This is a genomic window from Agrobacterium sp. CCNWLW155 (genome assembly GCF_036888815.1).
Lineage (GTDB): Bacteria > Pseudomonadota > Alphaproteobacteria > Rhizobiales > Rhizobiaceae > Agrobacterium > Agrobacterium radiobacter.
Genome location: NZ_JBAKFW010000002.1, coordinates 388,198 through 406,649, shown reverse-complemented (window position 1 = coordinate 406,649; position 18,452 = coordinate 388,198). Strand labels below are relative to the sequence as shown.

At 59.1% G+C, this 18,452-nt stretch carries 16 protein-coding genes and 1 tRNA gene; 5 read left to right on the top strand and 12 right to left on the bottom strand.

Translation table 11 applies throughout. The features are described 5' to 3' along the window. Nucleotides 1-74: 74 nt before the first annotated feature. The 5 genes from pstB to phoR all read right to left on the bottom strand — a co-directional run bounded on the left by pstB (nucleotide 75) and on the right by phoR (nucleotide 6,462). Nucleotides 75-890, bottom strand: coding sequence for a phosphate ABC transporter ATP-binding protein PstB (pstB, locus tag V6S97_RS10525; RefSeq protein ID WP_003503557.1), 816 nt, complete (start codon nucleotides 888-890; stop codon nucleotides 75-77). Nucleotides 891-904: 14 nt separating this feature from the next. After that, entirely contained in the window at nucleotides 905-2,227 is a 1,323-nt protein-coding gene (pstA, locus tag V6S97_RS10520; protein ID WP_003503558.1) for a phosphate ABC transporter permease PstA, read from the bottom strand. Beyond that, a complete protein-coding gene (gene pstC / locus V6S97_RS10515; RefSeq protein WP_003503565.1) occupies nucleotides 2,224-3,708 on the bottom strand; it encodes a phosphate ABC transporter permease subunit PstC in 1,485 nt (494 codons plus the stop codon). The genes pstA and pstC overlap by 4 nt, the downstream gene beginning before the upstream one ends. A gap of 261 nt (nucleotides 3,709-3,969) precedes the next feature. After that, complete coding sequence (locus V6S97_RS10510) at nucleotides 3,970-5,004, bottom strand: substrate-binding domain-containing protein (protein WP_003503566.1); 1,035 nt, start codon at nucleotides 5,002-5,004, stop codon at nucleotides 3,970-3,972. A gap of 195 nt (nucleotides 5,005-5,199) precedes the next feature. Beyond that, nucleotides 5,200-6,462 carry a phosphate regulon sensor histidine kinase PhoR gene (gene phoR / locus V6S97_RS10505; RefSeq protein ID WP_050816415.1) on the bottom strand — a complete coding sequence of 421 codons (1,263 nt, stop codon included), beginning with the start codon at nucleotides 6,460-6,462 and terminating at the stop codon, nucleotides 5,200-5,202. 242 nt (nucleotides 6,463-6,704) lie between these two features. On the opposite strand from phoR, the gene ppk2 reads away from it, so the two are divergent. Beyond that, nucleotides 6,705-7,586: a polyphosphate kinase 2 gene (gene ppk2 / locus V6S97_RS10500; RefSeq protein WP_003503570.1), complete on the top strand. Its 882-nt coding sequence runs from the start codon at nucleotides 6,705-6,707 to the stop codon at nucleotides 7,584-7,586. 52 nt (nucleotides 7,587-7,638) lie between these two features. On the opposite strand, the gene V6S97_RS10495 is transcribed toward ppk2, so the two are convergent. Next, on the bottom strand, nucleotides 7,639-8,784 hold the full coding sequence (locus V6S97_RS10495; protein WP_003503573.1) for a hypothetical protein: 1,146 nt from the start codon (nucleotides 8,782-8,784) through the stop codon (nucleotides 7,639-7,641). A 255-nt stretch (nucleotides 8,785-9,039) separates the two neighbouring features. Between V6S97_RS10495 and V6S97_RS10490 the strand changes: the two genes are divergently transcribed. Together V6S97_RS10490 and V6S97_RS10485 are read left to right on the top strand one after the other, a co-directional pair. Continuing rightward, a complete protein-coding gene (locus V6S97_RS10490) occupies nucleotides 9,040-10,002 on the top strand; it encodes an NAD(P)H-dependent flavin oxidoreductase (RefSeq protein ID WP_003503575.1) in 963 nt (320 codons plus the stop codon). Between the two features lie 136 nt (nucleotides 10,003-10,138). Next, nucleotides 10,139-10,214: transfer RNA gene (locus V6S97_RS10485), tRNA-Thr, on the top strand. Nucleotides 10,215-10,323: 109 nt separating this feature from the next. Here the strand turns inward: V6S97_RS10485 and V6S97_RS10480 are convergent. After that, nucleotides 10,324-10,515 carry a hypothetical protein gene (locus V6S97_RS10480; protein ID WP_003503577.1) on the bottom strand — a complete coding sequence of 64 codons (192 nt, stop codon included), beginning with the start codon at nucleotides 10,513-10,515 and terminating at the stop codon, nucleotides 10,324-10,326. Between the two features lie 323 nt (nucleotides 10,516-10,838). Here V6S97_RS10480 and V6S97_RS10475 point away from each other — a divergent pair, with 323 nt between their 5' ends. After that, on the top strand, nucleotides 10,839-10,997 hold the full coding sequence (locus V6S97_RS10475) for a YqaE/Pmp3 family membrane protein (RefSeq protein ID WP_003503579.1): 159 nt from the start codon (nucleotides 10,839-10,841) through the stop codon (nucleotides 10,995-10,997). Nucleotides 10,998-11,314: 317 nt separating this feature from the next. Next, entirely contained in the window at nucleotides 11,315-11,557 is a 243-nt protein-coding gene (locus tag V6S97_RS10470) for a DUF982 domain-containing protein (RefSeq protein WP_003503584.1), read from the top strand. Between the two features lie 94 nt (nucleotides 11,558-11,651). Here the strand turns inward: V6S97_RS10470 and V6S97_RS10465 are convergent, their stop codons facing one another. From V6S97_RS10465 to V6S97_RS10445, 5 genes are all read right to left on the bottom strand, one after another. Next, nucleotides 11,652-12,044, bottom strand: coding sequence for a PRC-barrel domain-containing protein (locus tag V6S97_RS10465; protein ID WP_003503587.1), 393 nt, complete (start codon nucleotides 12,042-12,044; stop codon nucleotides 11,652-11,654). A 129-nt stretch (nucleotides 12,045-12,173) separates the two neighbouring features. Further along, nucleotides 12,174-13,055 (bottom strand): helix-turn-helix transcriptional regulator, encoded by an 882-nt coding sequence (locus V6S97_RS10460; RefSeq protein WP_003503589.1) that lies wholly within the window; start codon nucleotides 13,053-13,055, stop codon nucleotides 12,174-12,176. A 107-nt stretch (nucleotides 13,056-13,162) separates the two neighbouring features. Further along, entirely contained in the window at nucleotides 13,163-15,352 is a 2,190-nt protein-coding gene (locus tag V6S97_RS10455) for a TonB-dependent siderophore receptor (RefSeq protein ID WP_334426763.1), read from the bottom strand. Nucleotides 15,353-15,531: 179 nt separating this feature from the next. Continuing rightward, nucleotides 15,532-17,208 carry an ABC transporter permease gene (locus V6S97_RS10450; RefSeq protein WP_112292911.1) on the bottom strand — a complete coding sequence of 559 codons (1,677 nt, stop codon included), beginning with the start codon at nucleotides 17,206-17,208 and terminating at the stop codon, nucleotides 15,532-15,534. 73 nt (nucleotides 17,209-17,281) lie between these two features. After that, nucleotides 17,282-18,298 carry an extracellular solute-binding protein gene (locus tag V6S97_RS10445; RefSeq protein WP_334426762.1) on the bottom strand — a complete coding sequence of 339 codons (1,017 nt, stop codon included), beginning with the start codon at nucleotides 18,296-18,298 and terminating at the stop codon, nucleotides 17,282-17,284. Nucleotides 18,299-18,452: the final 154 nt, after the last annotated feature.

The following is an 18,452-nucleotide window of genomic DNA, read 5'->3' as shown; positions in this document are numbered from 1 at the left end:
GCATGCGCGTACCCGGAAGCGGGCACGGCAGAGGGCACCAGTCTTGTTCGGTTTCGATAAAGCGCCGGCCGGGATCAGCCGAAGCGGCCCATGATGTAGTCCTGCGTGCGCTGGTCGTCCGGATTGGTGAACATCTTGTCGGTTTCGTTTTCTTCGACAAGATGACCAAGGTGGAACATGGCCGTGCGCTGGGAAACACGCGCCGCCTGCTGCATGGAGTGCGTAACGATGACGATGGTGTAATTGGTACGCAGCTCGTGGATCAATTCCTCGACCTTGGCGGTCGCGATCGGGTCCAGCGCCGAGCAGGGCTCGTCCATCAGGATCACTTCCGGGCTGACGGCAACCGCGCGCGCGATGCACAGGCGCTGCTGCTGACCACCGGAAAGGCCGGTGCCGGACTCCAGCAGGCGATCCTTCACTTCGTTCCAGAGACCCGCCTTCTGCAGGCTGTGCTCGACGATCTGGTCCATATCCGCCTTGTTGCGGGCAAGACCGTGGATACGCGGGCCATAAGCGATGTTCTCGTAGATCGACTTCGGGAAGGGGTTCGGCTTCTGGAACACCATGCCGACGCGGGCGCGCAATTCCACAACGTCGATCGCCTGATCGTAGATATCGTCGGTATCGAGCGTGATCTTGCCGGTGACCCGGCAACCGTCGATCGTGTCGTTCATACGGTTCAGGGTGCGCAGGAAGGTGGATTTTCCGCAGCCGGACGGGCCGATAAGCGCGGTCACCGTATTTTCCCGAACGTTGAGGTTCACGTCGTAAAGCGCGCGCTTTTCGCCGTAATAAACCGAAACGTCCTTGCCGATCATCTTGTATGAGACTTCATTCATTTTCTTGTCCAGCGCCTTTTCAACTGCTGCTTCCGACAACATGTTCATTGCTCAATCTCCCTCTACCAGCGCCGCTCGAAGCGGCGACGCAACAGGATTGCGCCAACATTCATGACGATGAGGAACAAAAGCAGGATGATGATAGCGCCGGATGTCCTTTCGACAAAGGCGCGCTCGGCTTCGTTCGCCCACATGTAAATCTGCACCGGCAGGGCCGTGGACGGATCCATCGGCGTTGTCGGGTAATTCGCAACGAATGCCACCATGCCGATCAGGAGCAGCGGCGCCGTTTCGCCCAGCGCGTGGGCGAGACCGATGATGGTGCCGGTCAGAATGCCGGGCATGGCGAGCGGCAGCACATGGTGGAAGATCGTCTGCATCTTGGAAGCGCCGAGGCCGAGGGCTGCGGCGCGGATAGACGGCGGCACGGCTTTCAGGGCAGCGCGGGTCGCGATGATGATCGTCGGCAGGGTCATCAGCGTCAGGACAAGACCGCCGACCAGCGAAGCCGAGCGCGGAAAGCCCATGAAGTTGATGAAGACGGAGAGGCCGAGCAGACCGTAAACGATCGAAGGAACAGCCGCGAGATTGTTGATGTTCACCTCGATAAGATCCGTCAGACGGTTCTTCGGGGCGAATTCCTCGAGATAGATCGAGGCCGCGACGCCGATCGGCAATGACAGCACCAGCACGATCAGCATCATGTAGAAGGAACCGATCAGCGCCACGCCGACACCCGCCGCTTCCGGACGGCTCGAAGCGCCGTTGACGAAAATGCCGGTGTTGAAATGTTTGCCGAGCTGGCCGCTTTCGGCGAGCTGGTTCATCCAGCCGAGCTGCTGGTTCGAGATACGGCGATTGGCTTCATCGGCGGTCATATCGACCTGGCCCTTGAAGGCGCTGTCGACGTCGCCCGAGGCCAGGAGCGTGACCGTGCGCGTGGTGCCGATGACGGCGGGATCGGCGACGACGATGTCGCGAAGCTGCGTGCGCACGCTGTCGGAGATCAAGAGGTTGACGGCACGAAGACCGGCGCGGTCCGTCGGCGCAACACCAAGGACCTTGGCGACCGCGTCACGGGCAACAACGGGATAATTGGCCGTCATCAGCTTCGCCGGATTGGTGGCGCGCTCATTTTTCGGATCGATGATCTGTTCGGAAAACTCGACCGGAACGGTGATCATCGTCTGCTGGAAGGCAGTGTAACCCTTGGAAACCACCGAGAAAAGCAGCAGGAAGAGAAAGATGAGGCCGAAGGAAATCGCTGCCATGCCGTAAGCACGGAAGCGGCGTTCGGCGGCATAACGGCGCTTGATGCCGATATCACGGCGCGTGGCCCTGTTCGCGGCGTTCGCGCCGGCTGCGGGAGAGACGATGTCGGTCATTCATATTGCTCCCGGTATTTGCGCACGATGTAAAGCGCGTAGATATTCAGGCAAAGCGTGATGGCGAAAAGCGTGATGCCGAGCGCAAAGGCGACCAGCGTCTGCGGCGAGGTGAATTCAAGGTCGCCGGTCAGCTGGCTGACGATCTTGACCGTCACGGTGGTCATGGGCTCGAATGGATTGAGCTGCAGACGGGCCGCAACGCCGGCCGCGAGAACCACGATCATGGTTTCGCCGATGGCGCGCGATGCCGTCATCAGCACAGCGCCGACGATGCCGGGAAGAGCGGCGGGAACGATGACCCTCTTGATGGTTTCGGACCGTGTAGCGCCGAGACCGAGGGAACCGTCACGCAGCGAGCGTGGCACGGCGGTGATGATATCGTCCGACAGCGACGAGACATAGGGGATCAGCATGATGCCCATGACGAAGCCGGCGGTGATGACGCTCTGCGCCTGGATGAAGTTGGCGTAATTACCCGTCGCCAGACCATTGATCTGCGTGGAAATGTCTCTGAGGAAAGGACCAACCGTCGTCAGCGCGAAGAAGCCGTAGACGATGGTGGGGATGCCGGCGAGCACTTCGAGCAGCGGCTTTGCCACGGAGCGCAGACGCGGCGAGGCATATTCGGACATATAGATCGCCGAAAACAGACCCACGGGAACCGCGACCAGCATGGCGACGAAGCCGATGTAAAGCGTACCTGCGAGCAGCGGGATCAGGCCGAACTGGCCGGAGGAGTCGGTCGCACCGGCTGCCGCAAAACGCGGATCCCATACCGTTCCGAAGAAGAACTGGTGCGCCGGGACCATGGTGAAGAACTGGATCGCCTCCGTCAGCATCGACAGGACGATACCGATGGTCGTGAGGATAGCGATGGACGAGGCGACGAGCAGGGCAGCGAGAATGACCTTCTCGACCTGGTTGCGCGCCCGGAAGCGCGGCGCGATCGCACGCAGCGCATAGGCGCCGCCGCCGAGCGCGGCCAGCAGCACGACGGCAATCATCGCGATGCGGCTGGTGGAGGTCATGCCGTTGAGCGTCTGGGCGGCATCAACCATGAAGCGCTCGGGATCACCGGCGATCGCCACACCCTTCGATGCCAGAAGAGGCCGGACCGCAGCCGTATCGGCCTCAACCTGAGCAGTTTCTTCCGGCGTCAGCCGCTGAAGACCGCGGGCGATGGAGGTCACCATACCATAGGTCAGGCTCTGCTGCGCTTCGGATTGCGCCCGCACGTCCTCGGGGAAATTACCGCGCACCGCCGATGTGACGAACAGGGGGCTGATAACGAGCCAGGCACAGAGAATGAACGCCGCGGGCAAAACAGCCCAGACGACCGCGTAAGAGCCGTGATAACCGGCACGGGAATGCATGCTGGAGGGGCGACCACCAGACAGGGCAACGGCGCGGCGGCTGCCGAGCAGATAGCTGCCGATGCCGATGAGCGCCAGTATCAGCAAAAGGATCGATGTGTTCATTAGAGTTCCCTCGGCGTGCCTCAAGAGCACGGTGCGATATCGGGCAAATCAAAAAGTCATCAAAACGAGACCGCTGGACCATCCCATGATGCCTGCCGCCTGACTGTATCATCGTCTGGCAAGCGTCAAGGTTGATACATCCTATCCATCTGTAATCCATCGACAATCATGTGGATGGCGATGAGTAGGAACTGTCAACCGCGGATAACGGCCTCAGCGAAGCGGAATGAGGGGCACGGCAGAGCCGCACCCCTCTTTCTATTACATCGTGGAACCGGCCGAGAACTTCGAGCGGATTTCTTCGCGCTCTGCGTCCGGGGCGGCAACCAGGCCGTAGTTGGCGAGCGGGGAATCCGGGCCGATCATCTCGTCGGAAACGAAGAACTCGACATATTCCTTAAGGCCCGGGATAACGCCCAGGTGAGCCTTCTTCACGTAGAAGAACAGCGGGCGGGAAACCGGGTACTTGCCGCTGGCAACGGTTTCGGTGGACGGAACGACGCCCGAAACGGTTGCGACCTTCAGACGGTCAGCGTTGTTTTCATAGAAAGCCAGGCCGAAAACGCCAAGGCCGGTCTTGTTGGCATCGATACGAGCGAGCGTTTCGGTGTAGTCGCCGTCGATGTCGACAGCTGCGCCGTCCTTACGGACTGCAACGCACTTTGCAGCAGCCTGCTTGGCGTCGGTGATGAGCGTCTTGATGACATCGGTGGCACCGGCTTCCTTGCAGCCGTCAGCCATGATCTTCTCTTCGAAGACTTCGCGCGTGCCGTGCTTGGAGCCCGGGATGTAAGCGGCGATCGCTACGTCAGGCAGTTCCTTGTTGATTTCCGACCACTTCTTGTAGGGGTTGGCAACGAGCTTGCCGTCCTTGACGACTTCAGCAGCGAGAGCGAGGTAAAGATCCTTCGGCTCGAGCTTGATGTCCTTGTTGGAAGAGTCCATCGCAAAGACGATACCGTCGTAACCGATCTTCACTTCCTGAACGTCGGTGACGCCAGCAGCCTTACAGGCAGCCAGTTCGTCACTCTTGATCTTGCGCGAAGCGTTTGCAATGTCGATGGTGCCTTCGCCCACGCCCGAGCAGAATGCCTTCAGACCACCGCCCGTGCCGCCGGACTCAACAACCGGAGCCTTGAAGTTCGGGAAGGTTTCGGCAAAAGTCTCGGCAACGATCTTGGCGTAGGGCAGAACCGTGGAGGAACCGGCAACCTGGATCTGGTCGCGAGCAGCGGCGGCGCCAGCGAAGGCGACAGAAGCCACCAGAGCTGCTGCGGAAAATTTAACGATGTTCATTTGTCTCTCCCGTCGTGGGCTTTGTTGTGGACGCAGCCGATAGCGACACTCGCTCTTAGCTTGCGCTCGGCGACCTTTTCTTAACCACCGTAGCCACATCCTTTTATGTCACTTTGACGAAAGATTTGTGACAGTCTAAATTACTGATTTAATTTATAAATATTCACGACGTTAAAAGCAGATGCATATTTTATGTCAGAATCTTACGGTGAAGTCCGTGCCGCTGCCCAATTCCGATTTAATGATGAGGCGGGCGCGGTGGCGAGTGAGGATGTGCTTGACGATGGCAAGCCCGAGGCCCGTGCCCTTTTTCGAGCGGCTGTCGGCGACGCTGACACGATAAAAACGCTCCGTCAGGCGCGGCACATGTTCGGCGGGAATGCCCGGCCCCTTGTCGATGACACTCACCTCCACCGGCTTGCCGGGTTCGGCGCGCAGCCAGACATCCACGACCTTGCCTTCCTGACCATATTTGCAAGCATTTTCAACTAGGTTCTGGAATACCTGCACCAGTTCGTCGCGATCCCCCTGCACTTCCGCCGGCCGGTCCGGCAGGTGCAGCGTGATGGTTACATCAAGCTCGTCGGCAAGGGGCAGCAGCGTATCGCGCACATGGCCGATGACGGGAACGAGATTGACTTTCTGGTCGGGCGCGATGTTTGCGCGCAGTTCCAGCCGCGAAAGGGACATGAGATCGTCCACCAGCCTGCTCATGCGGGTTGCCTGATCCAGCATGATGGCAAGGAAACGCTCTTGTGCCTTCGGGTCGTTGCGCGCCGGCCCCTGCATGGTTTCGATGAAACCGCGGAGCGAGGCGAGCGGGGTGCGCAATTCATGGCTCGCATTGGCGACGAAGTCGCTACGCATGCGGTCGATGCGACGAAGCTCCGAAACGTCGCGGAACGACAGGATGTAGAACGGCGGACTGGCCCCCTCTCCTACATCCGCACGGGCGATGCGGACGATAAAGACCCGTTCGGAAGGAAAGCGCTCCGAATGTTCGACCTGGTTGGGTTGGCCGGTGGTGATGGTTTCGCGAATGACATCCAGCAGGCCGGGAGAGCGCAGCCGGGCGGAAATATGTGCACCGGCAAGCAGCTGGCCGAAGGCGCGTTCGGCAGCACCGTTCTGAAACAGCACGCTGGCGTTCTTGTCGAGAATGAAAACGGGGGTATCCAGAACCGCGAGGCCCGCCCTTACGCCCGAAATGACGTTTTCGCCGGGCACTTCCGGCTCATCCGTCTCCGCCGCCGCAACTCCGTCCTTTGCGGAGGCGGCCGCCGGGCCCTCCGCAACGGCCAGAATGGCAATGACGGCGCAAAGCCAAAGGGCGGCGGGCATATAGGGTGTATGGAGTTCCGCAACGGCCACGATGGCGAGCATGCTGACGATGAGAACGGGCAACCAGTTCCGGCCGAGCTTCCTTCCCAAAAGCCTTAATCCACCATCGCCTTTCATGACTGCCATTTCAGCCTGCTCTTTCCATTCTCATCTGACAGCGCATCGAAATCTCATAGGCCAGCTTCATGACAGAGATTCATCATCGCGCATTTTCCACAACGTATATGCGCAAAATCGACGCGGCAATCGCTCCCGCCGCCGCATCCCGGTCAACCGGTCCTGTTTCACTTGAATTCTGGCAATGGATGTGAACTCATTGGCGGCGAGTTGCCTTTACACAACAACATCTGGAGGAACCCATGGGCGAAGAAACGAAGAAGCGGACGGTCGAGATCACCATTGGCGGCAAACTGCGCAGCTTCGACATCGACAATCCGGTTCTTCCTGAATGGGTTGAGGAAAAGAAACTTTCCGCCGGCAATTTTCCCTACGACAAGAAGATGAAGCGGGAGGACTACGACACCGCTCTCGAGGCGCTGCAGGTGGAACTGGTCAAGGTTCAGTTCTGGCTGCAGGCGACCGGCAAAAGGGTCATGGCGGTTTTCGAAGGCCGCGATGCGGCGGGCAAGGGTGGCGCGATCTTCGCGGCCCGGGCCTATCTCAACCCCCGCTATGCCCGCGTGGTGGCGCTCACCAAACCCACGGAAACCGAGCGCGGCCAATGGTATTTCCAGCGCTATATCTCGCATTTTCCGACCGCCGGCGAATTCGTTCTCTTCGACCGCTCATGGTATAACCGCGCCGGGGTCGAGCCGGTCATGGGTTTCTGCACGCCGGAAGAACACAAGCTCTTCCTCAAGGAAACGCCGCGTCTGGAAAAGATGCTGGCCCATGAAGACATCAATCTTTTCAAATTCTGGCTCGACATCGGTCGCGAAACGCAGATCGAGCGCTTCCATGATCGCCGCCACAGCCCGCTGAAATGCTGGAAGCTTTCGGATATGGACATAGCCGCGCTGACGAAATGGGACGACTATACGCAAAAGCGCGACGAGATGCTGGAAAAGACCCACACCGATGCCGCCCCCTGGACCGTGGTGCGCGCCAACGACAAGCGCCGCACGCGGGTGAACCTCATCCGTCACATTCTTCTTACGCTCGACTATGAGGGTAAAGACGAGAAGGCGATCGGCGAAATCGACGACAAGATATTGGGATCAGGACCGGATTTTCTCAAATGAGACCGGAAGACGATGACAGGCGCCGCCACTCGAGGCGCCTGTCGTTTTTCCGTTACTGGCCCGGCAGAATGCGCACGGAATAAAGATTGATCGGGCGGCCGCTGCCGTCGATATCGCTGTTGATGAAGATTTTCCCCGGCGCATTGGGGGCGAGAGATCGTTCGAATGTCGTGTTCAGCAGCATGTCCGCGCGCTCGGCCGTGGCGGTGAAGCGGTGGCGGGAGCAATCGCCCAATGTGGCGAAATCGCAGGCGACTGAAACCTGGGTCTGCCGGTCGCTGGAGGATTGCAAAGTGATAGAAATGGTCGAGGACTTGCCCGCCATATCCCGCATCACCTCCACCGGAACCTCGACGCTGACGGCGCCATCCTGCGCCACACTTCTCGAGGTTATCTTTATAGCCTTGCCGGCGGGTGTGGCGATGTTTTCGACATTGGCGCGCTGGCCGGCCGAAACGCCCGAACTACCACGCTCCGCATTGAAGACCTCAACCCAGTCATCGGAAAAACCGCGGCCGGCGGAAAGGCTCGGCGCAGGCTCCGTCCCGTTGAAATCCTCCGCCTGCACCTGCGCCGGCGGATTGGGTACGCTGGTATCACGTTGCTCCGGAGACAGCAGGAGGCCGGAAGAATAAACCCACCAGGCGCCGAAACCGATAAAAGCCAGAAGCGTCACATAGATAAAAAGCCGGGCAAAAAGCCCCCGGCGCTTGCGACGGCCAACCGCGCCCTCCGGACGGAAAGCAAGCGAGGAGTCGCTGGCGCGGGAGCCTCTCTTCGGCGGCTTTCCATTGCGCTGCCCCGCATTCAGCGGCGCCGGAGCAACGGCAGCACCCGGCTGCACATCGCGCGTTTCACCGCGCAGTTCCGGCTCAACACCCAAATCGCCGTGGTGAGGCGCCTGCGAAACGGGATCGACCGCGTGATCATCCTGCGCCGGACTTTCCGGTGCTGGTGGGCGCAATTGCTGCTCCACCCTGTCCAGAAGACTGTTGCGCTCTTCATTCTCGATCTGGTGGATCAGGCCTTCAAGCCGCTGCCGCTGCTGGGCGACGACCTGCGGATCGTCTATCCCCTGCTTGCGCAGGCCTGCTTCCAGCGCCTGACGGGACGATTGGTAAATCCGTGCACGAACTTCGGCGTTCGATCTGTCCGATTTTTCCAGAGCATTTCTAATTGCCGTTTCCAGTCCGCTCACGACCGATCCTTGTTCTATTACGCTTTGCAAAAAATATGCGGCGCTGCGCCATGGGTTCACGATTCGGTAACGGCTATACCGCCCCTCCGCAAGCTTCGTTTATGATAAAGACCGGATTGCTTTCAGGAAAATCGATCCATTGTGGCGCTACGAACGCAGATTCGAGATGCAAGTGCCACGCTGTTTTCGCTTTCAATCTGCTCCCGAACGCGATATTGACTTACGTGCGCGTAAACGTAATTCGTGGGAGGAGACATGCTACCGTCCGTGCTGAAAGACAATCTGCGTCTTCCGGTCATAGCATCACCGCTATTCATTATTTCACATCCGCAACTGACGCTGGCGCAATGCAAGGCCGGCGTCATCGGCGCTTTCCCGGCGCTCAACGCGCGACCCGAAAGCCAGCTCGACGAGTGGCTGGCGATGATCACCGAGGAACTCGACGCGCACAACCGTGCCAATCCCGAGCGCCCGGCCGCACCCTTCGCGGTCAACCAGATCGTGCACATGTCCAACCGGCGGCTGGAACACGATCTCGGCCTTTGCGTGAAATACAAAGTGCCGGTGGTGATTTCTTCGCTTGGCGCGGTGCCAGAGGTCAATGCAGCCGTGCATTCCTATGGCGGCATCGTGCTACATGACGTCATCAACGACCGCCATGCCCGCTCTGCCATCCGCAAGGGTGCGGATGGGCTGATTGCGGTCGCGGCGGGTGCCGGCGGACATGCGGGCACACTTTCGCCCTTCGCCCTCGTTCAGGAAATCCGCGAGTGGTTCGACGGCCCGCTGCTGTTGGCCGGCGCCATCGCCAATGGCGGCTCCATTCTCGCCGCGCAGGCCATGGGTGCTGACATGGCCTATATCGGCACCCCCTTCATCGCCACTCAGGAAGCGCGCGCTTCCGAAGGTTACAAGCAGGCGATTGTGGAAGCCCAGGCCAAGGATATCGTTTATTCGAACTATTTCACGGGCGTGCACGGAAACTACCTGAAAAGCTCGATCGTCGCCTCCGGCATGGACCCCGACAATCTGCCCGAAGCCGACCCCTCGAAGATGGACTTTGAAACCGCCACCGGTGGCGCAAAGGCCTGGAAGGACATCTGGGGCGCAGGGCAAGGCATCGGCGCGGTGAAAACGGTGGAACCCGTGGCAGCACTCGTCGATCGTCTGGCAAATGAATATGAAACGGCCAAAAACCGCATCTGCGGGAAAGGCTGACGCCACCGCCAAACAACGGACAGGCAAAGCTTTTTGCGGAAATTTCAAAACCGGCACATTCAAGGCTTGAAATCCGTCAGCATTGCCTGTATCAGCCCGCCATGAAGCTGATCCGCAACAAACGGGTCACAATCGGGCCGCTTTAGCTCAGTTGGTAGAGCACGTCATTCGTAATGACGGGGTCACGTGTTCGAGTCACGTAAGCGGCACCATTTTTCTCCCAGACTATTATCTAAATAGACGCGCGCTGTCGGGAATCACCCGAATCACATGGCCGGCCATGCAGACCGGCCCGATAAGAACGCCGTCGTTAACGAACAATCACGCCATACAACTGACCGTCAGACGGTGGACGCGGGCGGTAGCGATAATCACCGCGCCAATCCCTGCGATCCCGCCACTCTCTGTGTTGTCGCCAGTTCCGGCGGTCGTAATCACGGTAATATCTGTCTCGATCATAAGATCGATAATAGACGCCGGACGAGTAATATCCGCCTGTGCGGTAACCACCATCGTCAACGCATCCGCTCAGGATGCCGACCGATAGGAGGCAGATTGCTGCGGTTAGAATCTTCATGATCTCATCTCCCAATGACGGACCTCAACGTCTGTCTGTGTCCTCGGTTCCGTGAGCAAGAGTGATGCGGCAGGCCTGAACGAGGGCTGAATGGTGCTGAGCCCGCTCGCCTAATGCATCACACGGGAGTGGATCCCTCAGAATTGGCGGCTTCCGGTTGCCAGATGAAGGAAGGTATTCGTCATCAATAGGACGTTGAAACCAACCGGGCTCCACTTACGTTGATTGTCTAGTCTTGGTTAACTTGAAAGCACCCACTGTGGACGTCATCCGTATCCTGATCGCCATCATCCTCCCGCCCGTCGGCGTTTTTCTTCAGGTCGGGCTCGGCCTGCATTTCTGGATCAACATTCTCCTGACACTCTGCGGCTATGTTCCCGGCATCATTCACGCCATCTGGGTAATCCTGCGCAGGTGACATAGCCTTTTATCGACGATGGGATGTTCGCAACATTTTAGTACGTGATTAAATTCTCATTGGCTGCTGGAACCTCGTCTTCTCCCTCACGTTATGGTGATGACACCAGCCAAGGAGAAAATCATGAACCAGATCATCTACATCGTCGGCCTCGTCGTCATCGTTCTGGCGATCCTGTCGTTTTTCGGCTTCCGTTGATCCCCGTTGTCAATTCGATCGCTTGCGCATATCCTAAGCGGCAGTGACACACGACTGCGTTCATGGGTTGCTTCGCTGTCGGGTGTATTTCGGGATCGCGTTGCTCTGGGAGGTGCACGATGAAGAACGAGAGATGGACAGAACCTGTAGAGGTCAATCTTGAGGCGAATGGCAAGAGTGTCATCGCCGGCCCCTTCGAAGCACTGACATTGTTGACCGAAGGCTGGCCCAAAATCGGGGGGTTGAGCTTCGTAAGAGCGAGAAGCGCCTGCCGCGCCGCTCTTGACGGGCGCAAATCGCCCGAAGAGGCACGCAAGTGCTTTACCGATGCGGTTTCCGAGATGCAGAACAACACGCATTGACGCGCCAAACGAAAAACGGCTCCTGAAAAGGAGCCGTTCCTTTATGTGCGACACTTCCGGAGATAGAACAGCCGGAAGCGCCTTTTAGCAGATTTTACATCCAATACGGAGCGACGCCGTAATAGTCATAGACCTTGCGGTCCCTGGCGTTCAGCAGGTCGTTATCATCCAGATTGGCGAAGTGCGGCGCGTTTTCGATCTCTTCCTTGGTAAGATCGATACGGTAGCCGTCGAGTTCTTCGTCATAATGCAGCTTTTCCCAGGGCAGTGGGTAATAGTCGTCGCCGATTCCGAGAAAGCCACCGAAGCTCAATACCGCATAGGCGACGCGGCCGCCGCGTTTTTCCAGAATGATGCGCTGGATCGAGCCGATATGCTTGCCATCAGCACCATAAACGCGGGTGCCTTCCACCTTGTCGCTGGCGATCAGGCTCGGCGTATCCTTGACATAGGGGTCCTGTCCGGCGCGGGGTTCCTGATGCATCATGTGCCTTTCCTCCTTGTTTTTCCTCTTTGAGGTCACGTCTGGTAAACCCCGCGACAGGCAATTCGTTCCCCTGCGCTCCAGTCGCCTCGGCGGGAATTTTTTTGGAGGAAAATGGAACAAAATCCGTGCCTACTGACGGATCTTCTGCCAGACGGAGGGGGAAACACCGACCATCTTGCGAAAGACGCGGGAGAAATGCGCCTGGTCCGAAAAACCGGCGGCGATGGCGACATCGGTCAACGCCATGTCGGTCCGCATCATCAATTCCTTGACGCGATCAATGCGCGCCTGCATCTGCCACTGGTGCGGGGGCACGCCGGTAGAGGCCTTGAAGGCATGGCTGAAATGGGATTGCGAGAGGTTGGTGAGTTCCGCCAGCTCCTCCAGCCGGATCGACCGCAGGCAATGTTCGCGGATATAGTCCGTCGCCGCCCTTAATTGCCAGGCGGCGAGCTTGCTGCGTTTCTTGACCGGTTCCCGCTTCACTTTCAGGAAATCCGTGAGCAGCGCCAGCACGAGGCTTTCGCCATAGAGGTCATGCAGCGGATCGGGATTATCGCATTCGGCAGCAATCAGTCGCGCCAGCGCCAGTAGGCGCTCATCCTCGAACATCAGATGCGGATCGAGCAGCCCGTGCGGATCGAAGCCCTGCACCAGCCGGGCACCCAGCAATCCCGCATCGAAATGCAGATCGAGGTGGCGCACGAAGGAGACATTGCTCAGTTCCGCATGAACATCCAGATCGGCGGGAACGAAGGAAATCCGGTTCGCCTTTGACGACCCGTAATTATCGCGGCGGCAGCGGTTCATCATGAAGCGGCCGTCATCCGTCCCATCCATATCGAGCAGGAAAACGAAACGCGGGTCCTTGCCGACATAACGGCCACCCGCCTTCGGGGCGCAGCGCACGTCCCAGAGATCGGCGACGATGCCGTTCCACATCCTCGAGCGCGGGCCGCCAATGACGGCAAAACCCTCGATCTCATTTTCCATCCGCACGCGGAAAGCCATGGCCTCTCGATCCCGCAGGGCGCCATGGCGCCACTATAACATGATAAATCTATTCATGTTTATAGTGGCAAACCAATTTTCCCGCAACTACGGCCTTTGGCCGCCCATCACCACTTCTTGGAAAGCTTGAAAGTGATGGTGCGGCTATCGCCCCAGCCGCAGACGGAGACCCCGGCGCAGCTCTTCACATATTCCTTGTCGAAGACGTTGGCGACGTTGATCGATGCGGTCCAGTCGTTCTTCTCATAACGGATCGCGGCGTCGAAGACGGCGGCATCCGGCACGCGCAGCGTATTGGCCGCATCCGCCCAGGATTTGCCCTGATACCGCACGCCGCCGCCAAGGCTTAGGCCTTCCAGCGCATCATTGGTAAAGGCGTAATCCAGCCACAGCGAGGCGGTGTGGGCGGGCACGATCCATGGTGATTTGCCGATCAGGTTGGGATTGGCATCCTTGGTGATATCCAGATCGGTATAGGAATAGGACGCGATGGTCTTCCAGTTCTCACTGAGATTGGCCTTGGCCTCCAGCTCGAAGCCGGTGGATTCCACCTGCCCGAACTGGCCGCTCGTGGTCACGCCGCCCGCCGTATAGGACACGATGGCATTGTCCTTGACCAGCTTGAAGACGGAGGCGGTGATGCTGCCGTCAAAGAAGGTCGGCTCATATTTGATACCCGCCTCGAACTGGTGTCCCTCCTCCGGTACGGCGGGGGTGCCGTCGGCAAGCGTATCGATGAGGGGATTGAAGAAGGTGGCAGCCGAGACATAGGGCGTCAGGCCATTGTCGAATTCATAGGCGAGACCGGCGCGGCCGCTTAACGCATCGTCATTGGAGCGGCGGGACAGGCCGGCAGGCAGCCTGTTGTTCAGTTCCGTATCGACATAATCGTAACGGCCGTTCAGCGTGACCAGCCAGCCATCGCCGAAACGCAGCTGATCCTGGGCGTAGATGCCGATCTGCTGCTGGGTCACGATATTGTCGGCATAAACGAAATTCGTTCCCTGCGTCGAGCCATAGACCGGGTTGAGCGCGCCGATCGAATTCGATCCGCAGCAGGCCTGCACCTGATCCAGCCGGTAATATTTATAGTCGAGGCCAAAGAGCAGCGAATGGTTGACCGCGCCGGTATCGAACTCGCCTTCAACACGGTTATCCACGCCGAAGCTGTCGACCTTCGACACGCCGTCATAACCGAAGCGGGTCAGCATATAGTCGTTGGTGGTGGCATCGAGGATCGGCTGGCCATTAGCGTCCGCATTGGCCCAGCCGCCCGCATAGGGTCCGGTCTCGTGCTTGTAGAGGTGGCCGTAACGGGCGTTCTGGCTGATCTTCCAGCCATTGTCGAATTCATGGCTGACTTCGTAACCCACCATCGACTGGTAGACGCGGCCATTATCGATATCCGGCTCACCATAAAAGGCCTTGCGATCGAGCTTGCCGAAGGGCGCGTCCACGACCGTGCCGACATAGGGCAGGAAGCCGTTGCCGATATGGACCTGATCGAGCGCCGAGAAATAGCCGTAGAGCGTAGCGCTTGTCTGCGCATCCGGCTCGAAGGTGATCTGCGGCATGATGAAGCCGCGCAAATCCTCGGAATAGTCGGTGTAATTGTCGCCGCCGGAGACCTTGCCGGTGACGCGGTATTTCCACACGCCTTGCTCATCGACCTTGTCGCCGAGATCGAAGCCGAAGAAGGCATTGCCGAAATTATTGATGCCGATTTCCGTTTCCCGCACCGACTCATCCTGCGTGCGCTTGCGGACCATCTGCACAATGCCGCCGGGATTGGCGCCGCCGTAAAGCACCGAGGCGGGGCCTTTCAGGACCTCCACGCGCTCCAGACCGTAGGCATCCATCTGGAAACCGCCGAAACCGTAGCTGAACAGGTTCAGCCCATCGAGGAACACGCCGGTCTGGGTTGCCTGAAAACCGCGAATATAAATCCAGTCCGTGTCCGGGTCCGTGCCGAAGGGTTCCGCCGTCACACCGGGGGTGTAACGCAGCACTTCATCGATTTTCGTCACCGCGCCGCGGTCGTTCATTTCCTGGCGGCCGACGACCGATACGGATTGCGGAATATCCTTGGTTTCCGTCTCGGTTTTCGAACCGGTGGCGCTTTTCTTCGCGACATAACCGCGGACCGGGCCAGTCGCGTTTCCCGCGCCCTGCCCTTCAACGGTAATCTGCTGCAGAACGGTCGTGTCCTGCGCGTGGCCCATCGCTGGCGCCAGCAAAACAATGGCGGCCGTGCCCGAAGCCAGACGGCTCAAAAACATCCCATGCAAATTTTTCAAGATATGCCCCGAAACAGATCGCGGCCGATGTCCCTATCCGACAGGCCGCAGCACCTCAATTAAGATGAGTGTTTACATCAGGATTAAGGCGGGATGCTTGTCGTTTTCGGGGCGGATTTGAATCTTATTGGCTTCTCGCACAGTTTCGGACCCGTCATTTGTGAGGCAGGGCGTGGATGTCAGCCCTTGCGCCGGCCGATCCTCGCAAGCAGCACCACGGGGAGCATGCCGATGACGACAATCGCAAGGGCTGCGATAGACGCCTCCTCATAGGTGCCGCGCGCCGCTTCGCCATAAAGATGGGTGGCGAAGGTCTCAAAATTGAGCGGACGCAGGAGAAGCGTGGCGGGAAGTTCCTTGACGCAATCGACAAAGATCAGCAGCGCCGCCGCCGCAAGCGACGCCTTGGAAAGCGGCAGATGAATCTGGCGGAATGTCTGCGTCGCGGATCGACCGAGCGTTCGCGCGGCGTGATCGAAGGATTGCGGGATACGGCTGAGGCCGGCATCGACACCGCCCGCGGCAATGGTGAGGAAACGTGCGGAATAGGCATAGATGAGGGCCGCGCCGCTGCCGATGAAGATCAGGCCGGTGGAGATGCCGAACCAGTCACGCATGGTCTGGTCGACAAACCGGTCGAAACCGCCGAGTGCAATCAATACCCCGATGGCGATGACCGTGCCGGGGGCAGCATAACCCACTGTCGAAAGACGATAGGACCAGAGCGCGAGACGTCCCGGTGCAAGGCGCATGGCGTAAGCAACGGCAAGGCCCAGGATAAGCGTGATCACCGTCGCCAGCCCGGCAAAGAGGATGGTGTTAAGAGCCTCATCGGCGAAACGGGCCGACAGGCCGCTGAAGCGGAAGCGCTTCCAAGCCTCAATGACGAGATAGCTCGCGGGTGCTACGAAGCCGATCAGGACCGGCAGACTGCCGAGCACGAAGGCGCCCCAGCCCTTCAGGCCGGTGAGCCGCAGCGGTTCCAGTTCCCTGCTTTTCTGTGCAGAAACCGCGTAACGTTGCTTGCGCCGCGCCCAGCGCTCGAGCGCCACAAGGGCGACAACGATGAACAGCATGGAGAGCGCGATCTGCGCCGCACCCGGAAGGTCGGATTTCGTGACCCATGTGGTGTAGACGGAAACGGTGAGGGTGCGGACGCCGAGGAATTCCGATGCGCCGATATCATTCAGCGCTTCCATCAAGGCTAGGCTGATGCCGACCGCGATCGCCGGGCGCGCCAGCGGCACCGCGACCTTGAAAAAAGCCGCGCGTCTTGAAACGCCGAGCGTGCGGGCCGCTTCCAGCAGGTTGCCCGCTTGCGTCAGGAACATGGCGCGCACGGGAATATAGACATAGGGAAACAGCACGAAGCCGAGGAGAACGATGCAGCCCGTCATCGACCTTATGTCCGGCAGGCGGAATTCTCGTGGGCTTGAATAACCGAGCAGCCAGCGGATCGCACCCTGCACCGGCCCGATGGGATGCAGGATATCGAGATAGGCATAGGCAACGATATAGGTGGGCATGGCCAGCGGCAGCAGCAGTGCCCATTCCAATAATCTGCGGCCGGGAAAATCATAGGCGGTGACCAGCCAGGCGGCATAGGTTCCAATGACACCGGCCAGCAGCCCGACACCAGCGAGAAGGATCGCCGTATCCGGAAGCGCCGTCCAGAGCACGGTCGAGCCGAGATGCGCCCAAAGGCCTTCAGACCCCTGCAAAGCCTGTGAGACAAGCGCCAGAACCGGCACCATGGCGCCACAGACCGCCAGCACGGAGAGGCACAGCCACCAGAAGGAGGATGAAAACCTGACTCGGGCACGAGGTGTCAATGGCTGGATGGCGTCTGGATTCATGTGCTTTTGGAAAATACGCGGAAAGGCGCCCGCAGATGCGAACGCCTTCCACCATGTTATCGCTGATTGGCCTTTACTTGTCGAAACCGACCTTGTCGACCAGCTCGCTCGCCTGCTTGCGATGCGAGACGATTTCCGTCAGCGGCTTGTTATCGATCTTCAGCGTGCCGAAGGAAGCGATGATCTCGTTGAGAGCAGCACCCTGCTTGACCGGATATTCGTAGTTGGCTTCAGCATAGATCTTCTGGGCTTCGTCCGAAACGAGATATTCCAGCAGCTTGACGGCTTCCGCCTTGTTCGGAGCATTCTTGGCCACAGCCGCGCCGCTGATATTGACCTGCGTGCCGCCGTTCTTGAAGGTCGGCAGAACCACCTTGATGGCGTCGCCCCACTTCACCTGCTCCTCGCCGCCCTTGCCCGAGCGCATCAGACCGACATAATAGGAGTTGGCGATGCCGATGTCGCAAATGCCACCGAGGATGTCCTTGGCAACGTCGCGGTCGCCGCCGCCTGCCTTGCGGGCCAGGTTTTCCTTGACGCCGGCAAGCCACTTCTCGGTGTCCGCAGCGCCGTAATGGGCGATGTAATCGGCAAACAGCGCCGTGTTATAGGGATGCTGGCCGGCGCGAATGCAAACCTTGCCCTTCCACTTTGCATCCGCCAGATCTTCATAGTTGAAGGAGGCGAGATCGACATCCTTCGCCGCGTAGAGAACGCGGGCGCGCATGGAAAGCGCGAGCCAATGGCCCTTGGCGTCGCGAAGTTCAGCCGGGATGGCCTTCGTGAGAGTCTCGGATTCAACTGCCTGGGTGACGCCCTTTTCAGCGAGATCAACGAGGTTGCCCGCATCCACCGTCATCAGAACGTCGGCCGGCGAGCTTGCGCCTTCGCTCAGAACGCGCTCCGCAAGACCGTCCTTCAGGAACACGGTGTTGACCTTGACGCCGCTCGAAGCGGTGAAGGATTCCAGCAGGGGCTGGATCAGGCCCGGTTCGCGGGTAGTGTAGATGTTGAGTTCAGCAGCGCTGGCCGTTCCGGCCGCAAAGGCAACCGTGCTGGCAAGCAGGGTAAATCTCGTAAATTTCGTCATGTTTTGTCTCCCTCTCCGATAGCGGCAATATAGGGGGAGCAGACATCATACATGACGGCCCAAATCAAGTTTTATTTCCTGGTTTTTTGAGCCGCTGCGATCACCAAGAGTTGAAAATAGACAGGGAATAAAAGCGCCAGTCCATTCATTCAAC

Bases quoted from the DNA above. Each gene is read 5' to 3' on its own strand.
- pstC (WP_003503565.1), bottom strand. From the start codon at position 3,708: ATGAACACATCGATCCTTTTGCTGATACTGGCGCTCATCGGCATCGGC.
- ppk2 (WP_003503570.1), top strand. From the start codon at position 6,705: ATGGGCGAAGAAACGAAGAAGCGGACGGTCGAGATCACCATTGGCGGC.
- V6S97_RS10460 (WP_003503589.1), bottom strand. From the start codon at position 13,055: ATGGCTTTCCGCGTGCGGATGGAAAATGAGATCGAGGGTTTTGCCGTC.
- V6S97_RS10445 (WP_334426762.1), bottom strand. From the start codon at position 18,298: ATGACGAAATTTACGAGATTTACCCTGCTTGCCAGCACGGTTGCCTTT.
- V6S97_RS10480 (WP_003503577.1), bottom strand. From the start codon at position 10,515: ATGGTGGTTACCGCACAGGCGGATATTACTCGTCCGGCGTCTATTATC.
- V6S97_RS10490 (WP_003503575.1), top strand. From the start codon at position 9,040: ATGCTACCGTCCGTGCTGAAAGACAATCTGCGTCTTCCGGTCATAGCA.
- pstA (WP_003503558.1), bottom strand. From the start codon at position 2,227: ATGACCGACATCGTCTCTCCCGCAGCCGGCGCGAACGCCGCGAACAGG.
- pstB (WP_003503557.1), bottom strand. From the start codon at position 890: ATGAACATGTTGTCGGAAGCAGCAGTTGAAAAGGCGCTGGACAAGAAA.
- phoR (WP_050816415.1), bottom strand. From the start codon at position 6,462: ATGAAAGGCGATGGTGGATTAAGGCTTTTGGGAAGGAAGCTCGGCCGG.
- V6S97_RS10450 (WP_112292911.1), bottom strand. From the start codon at position 17,208: ATGAATCCAGACGCCATCCAGCCATTGACACCTCGTGCCCGAGTCAGG.
- V6S97_RS10470 (WP_003503584.1), top strand. From the start codon at position 11,315: ATGAAGAACGAGAGATGGACAGAACCTGTAGAGGTCAATCTTGAGGCG.
- V6S97_RS10510 (WP_003503566.1), bottom strand. From the start codon at position 5,004: ATGAACATCGTTAAATTTTCCGCAGCAGCTCTGGTGGCTTCTGTCGCC.
- V6S97_RS10465 (WP_003503587.1), bottom strand. From the start codon at position 12,044: ATGATGCATCAGGAACCCCGCGCCGGACAGGACCCCTATGTCAAGGAT.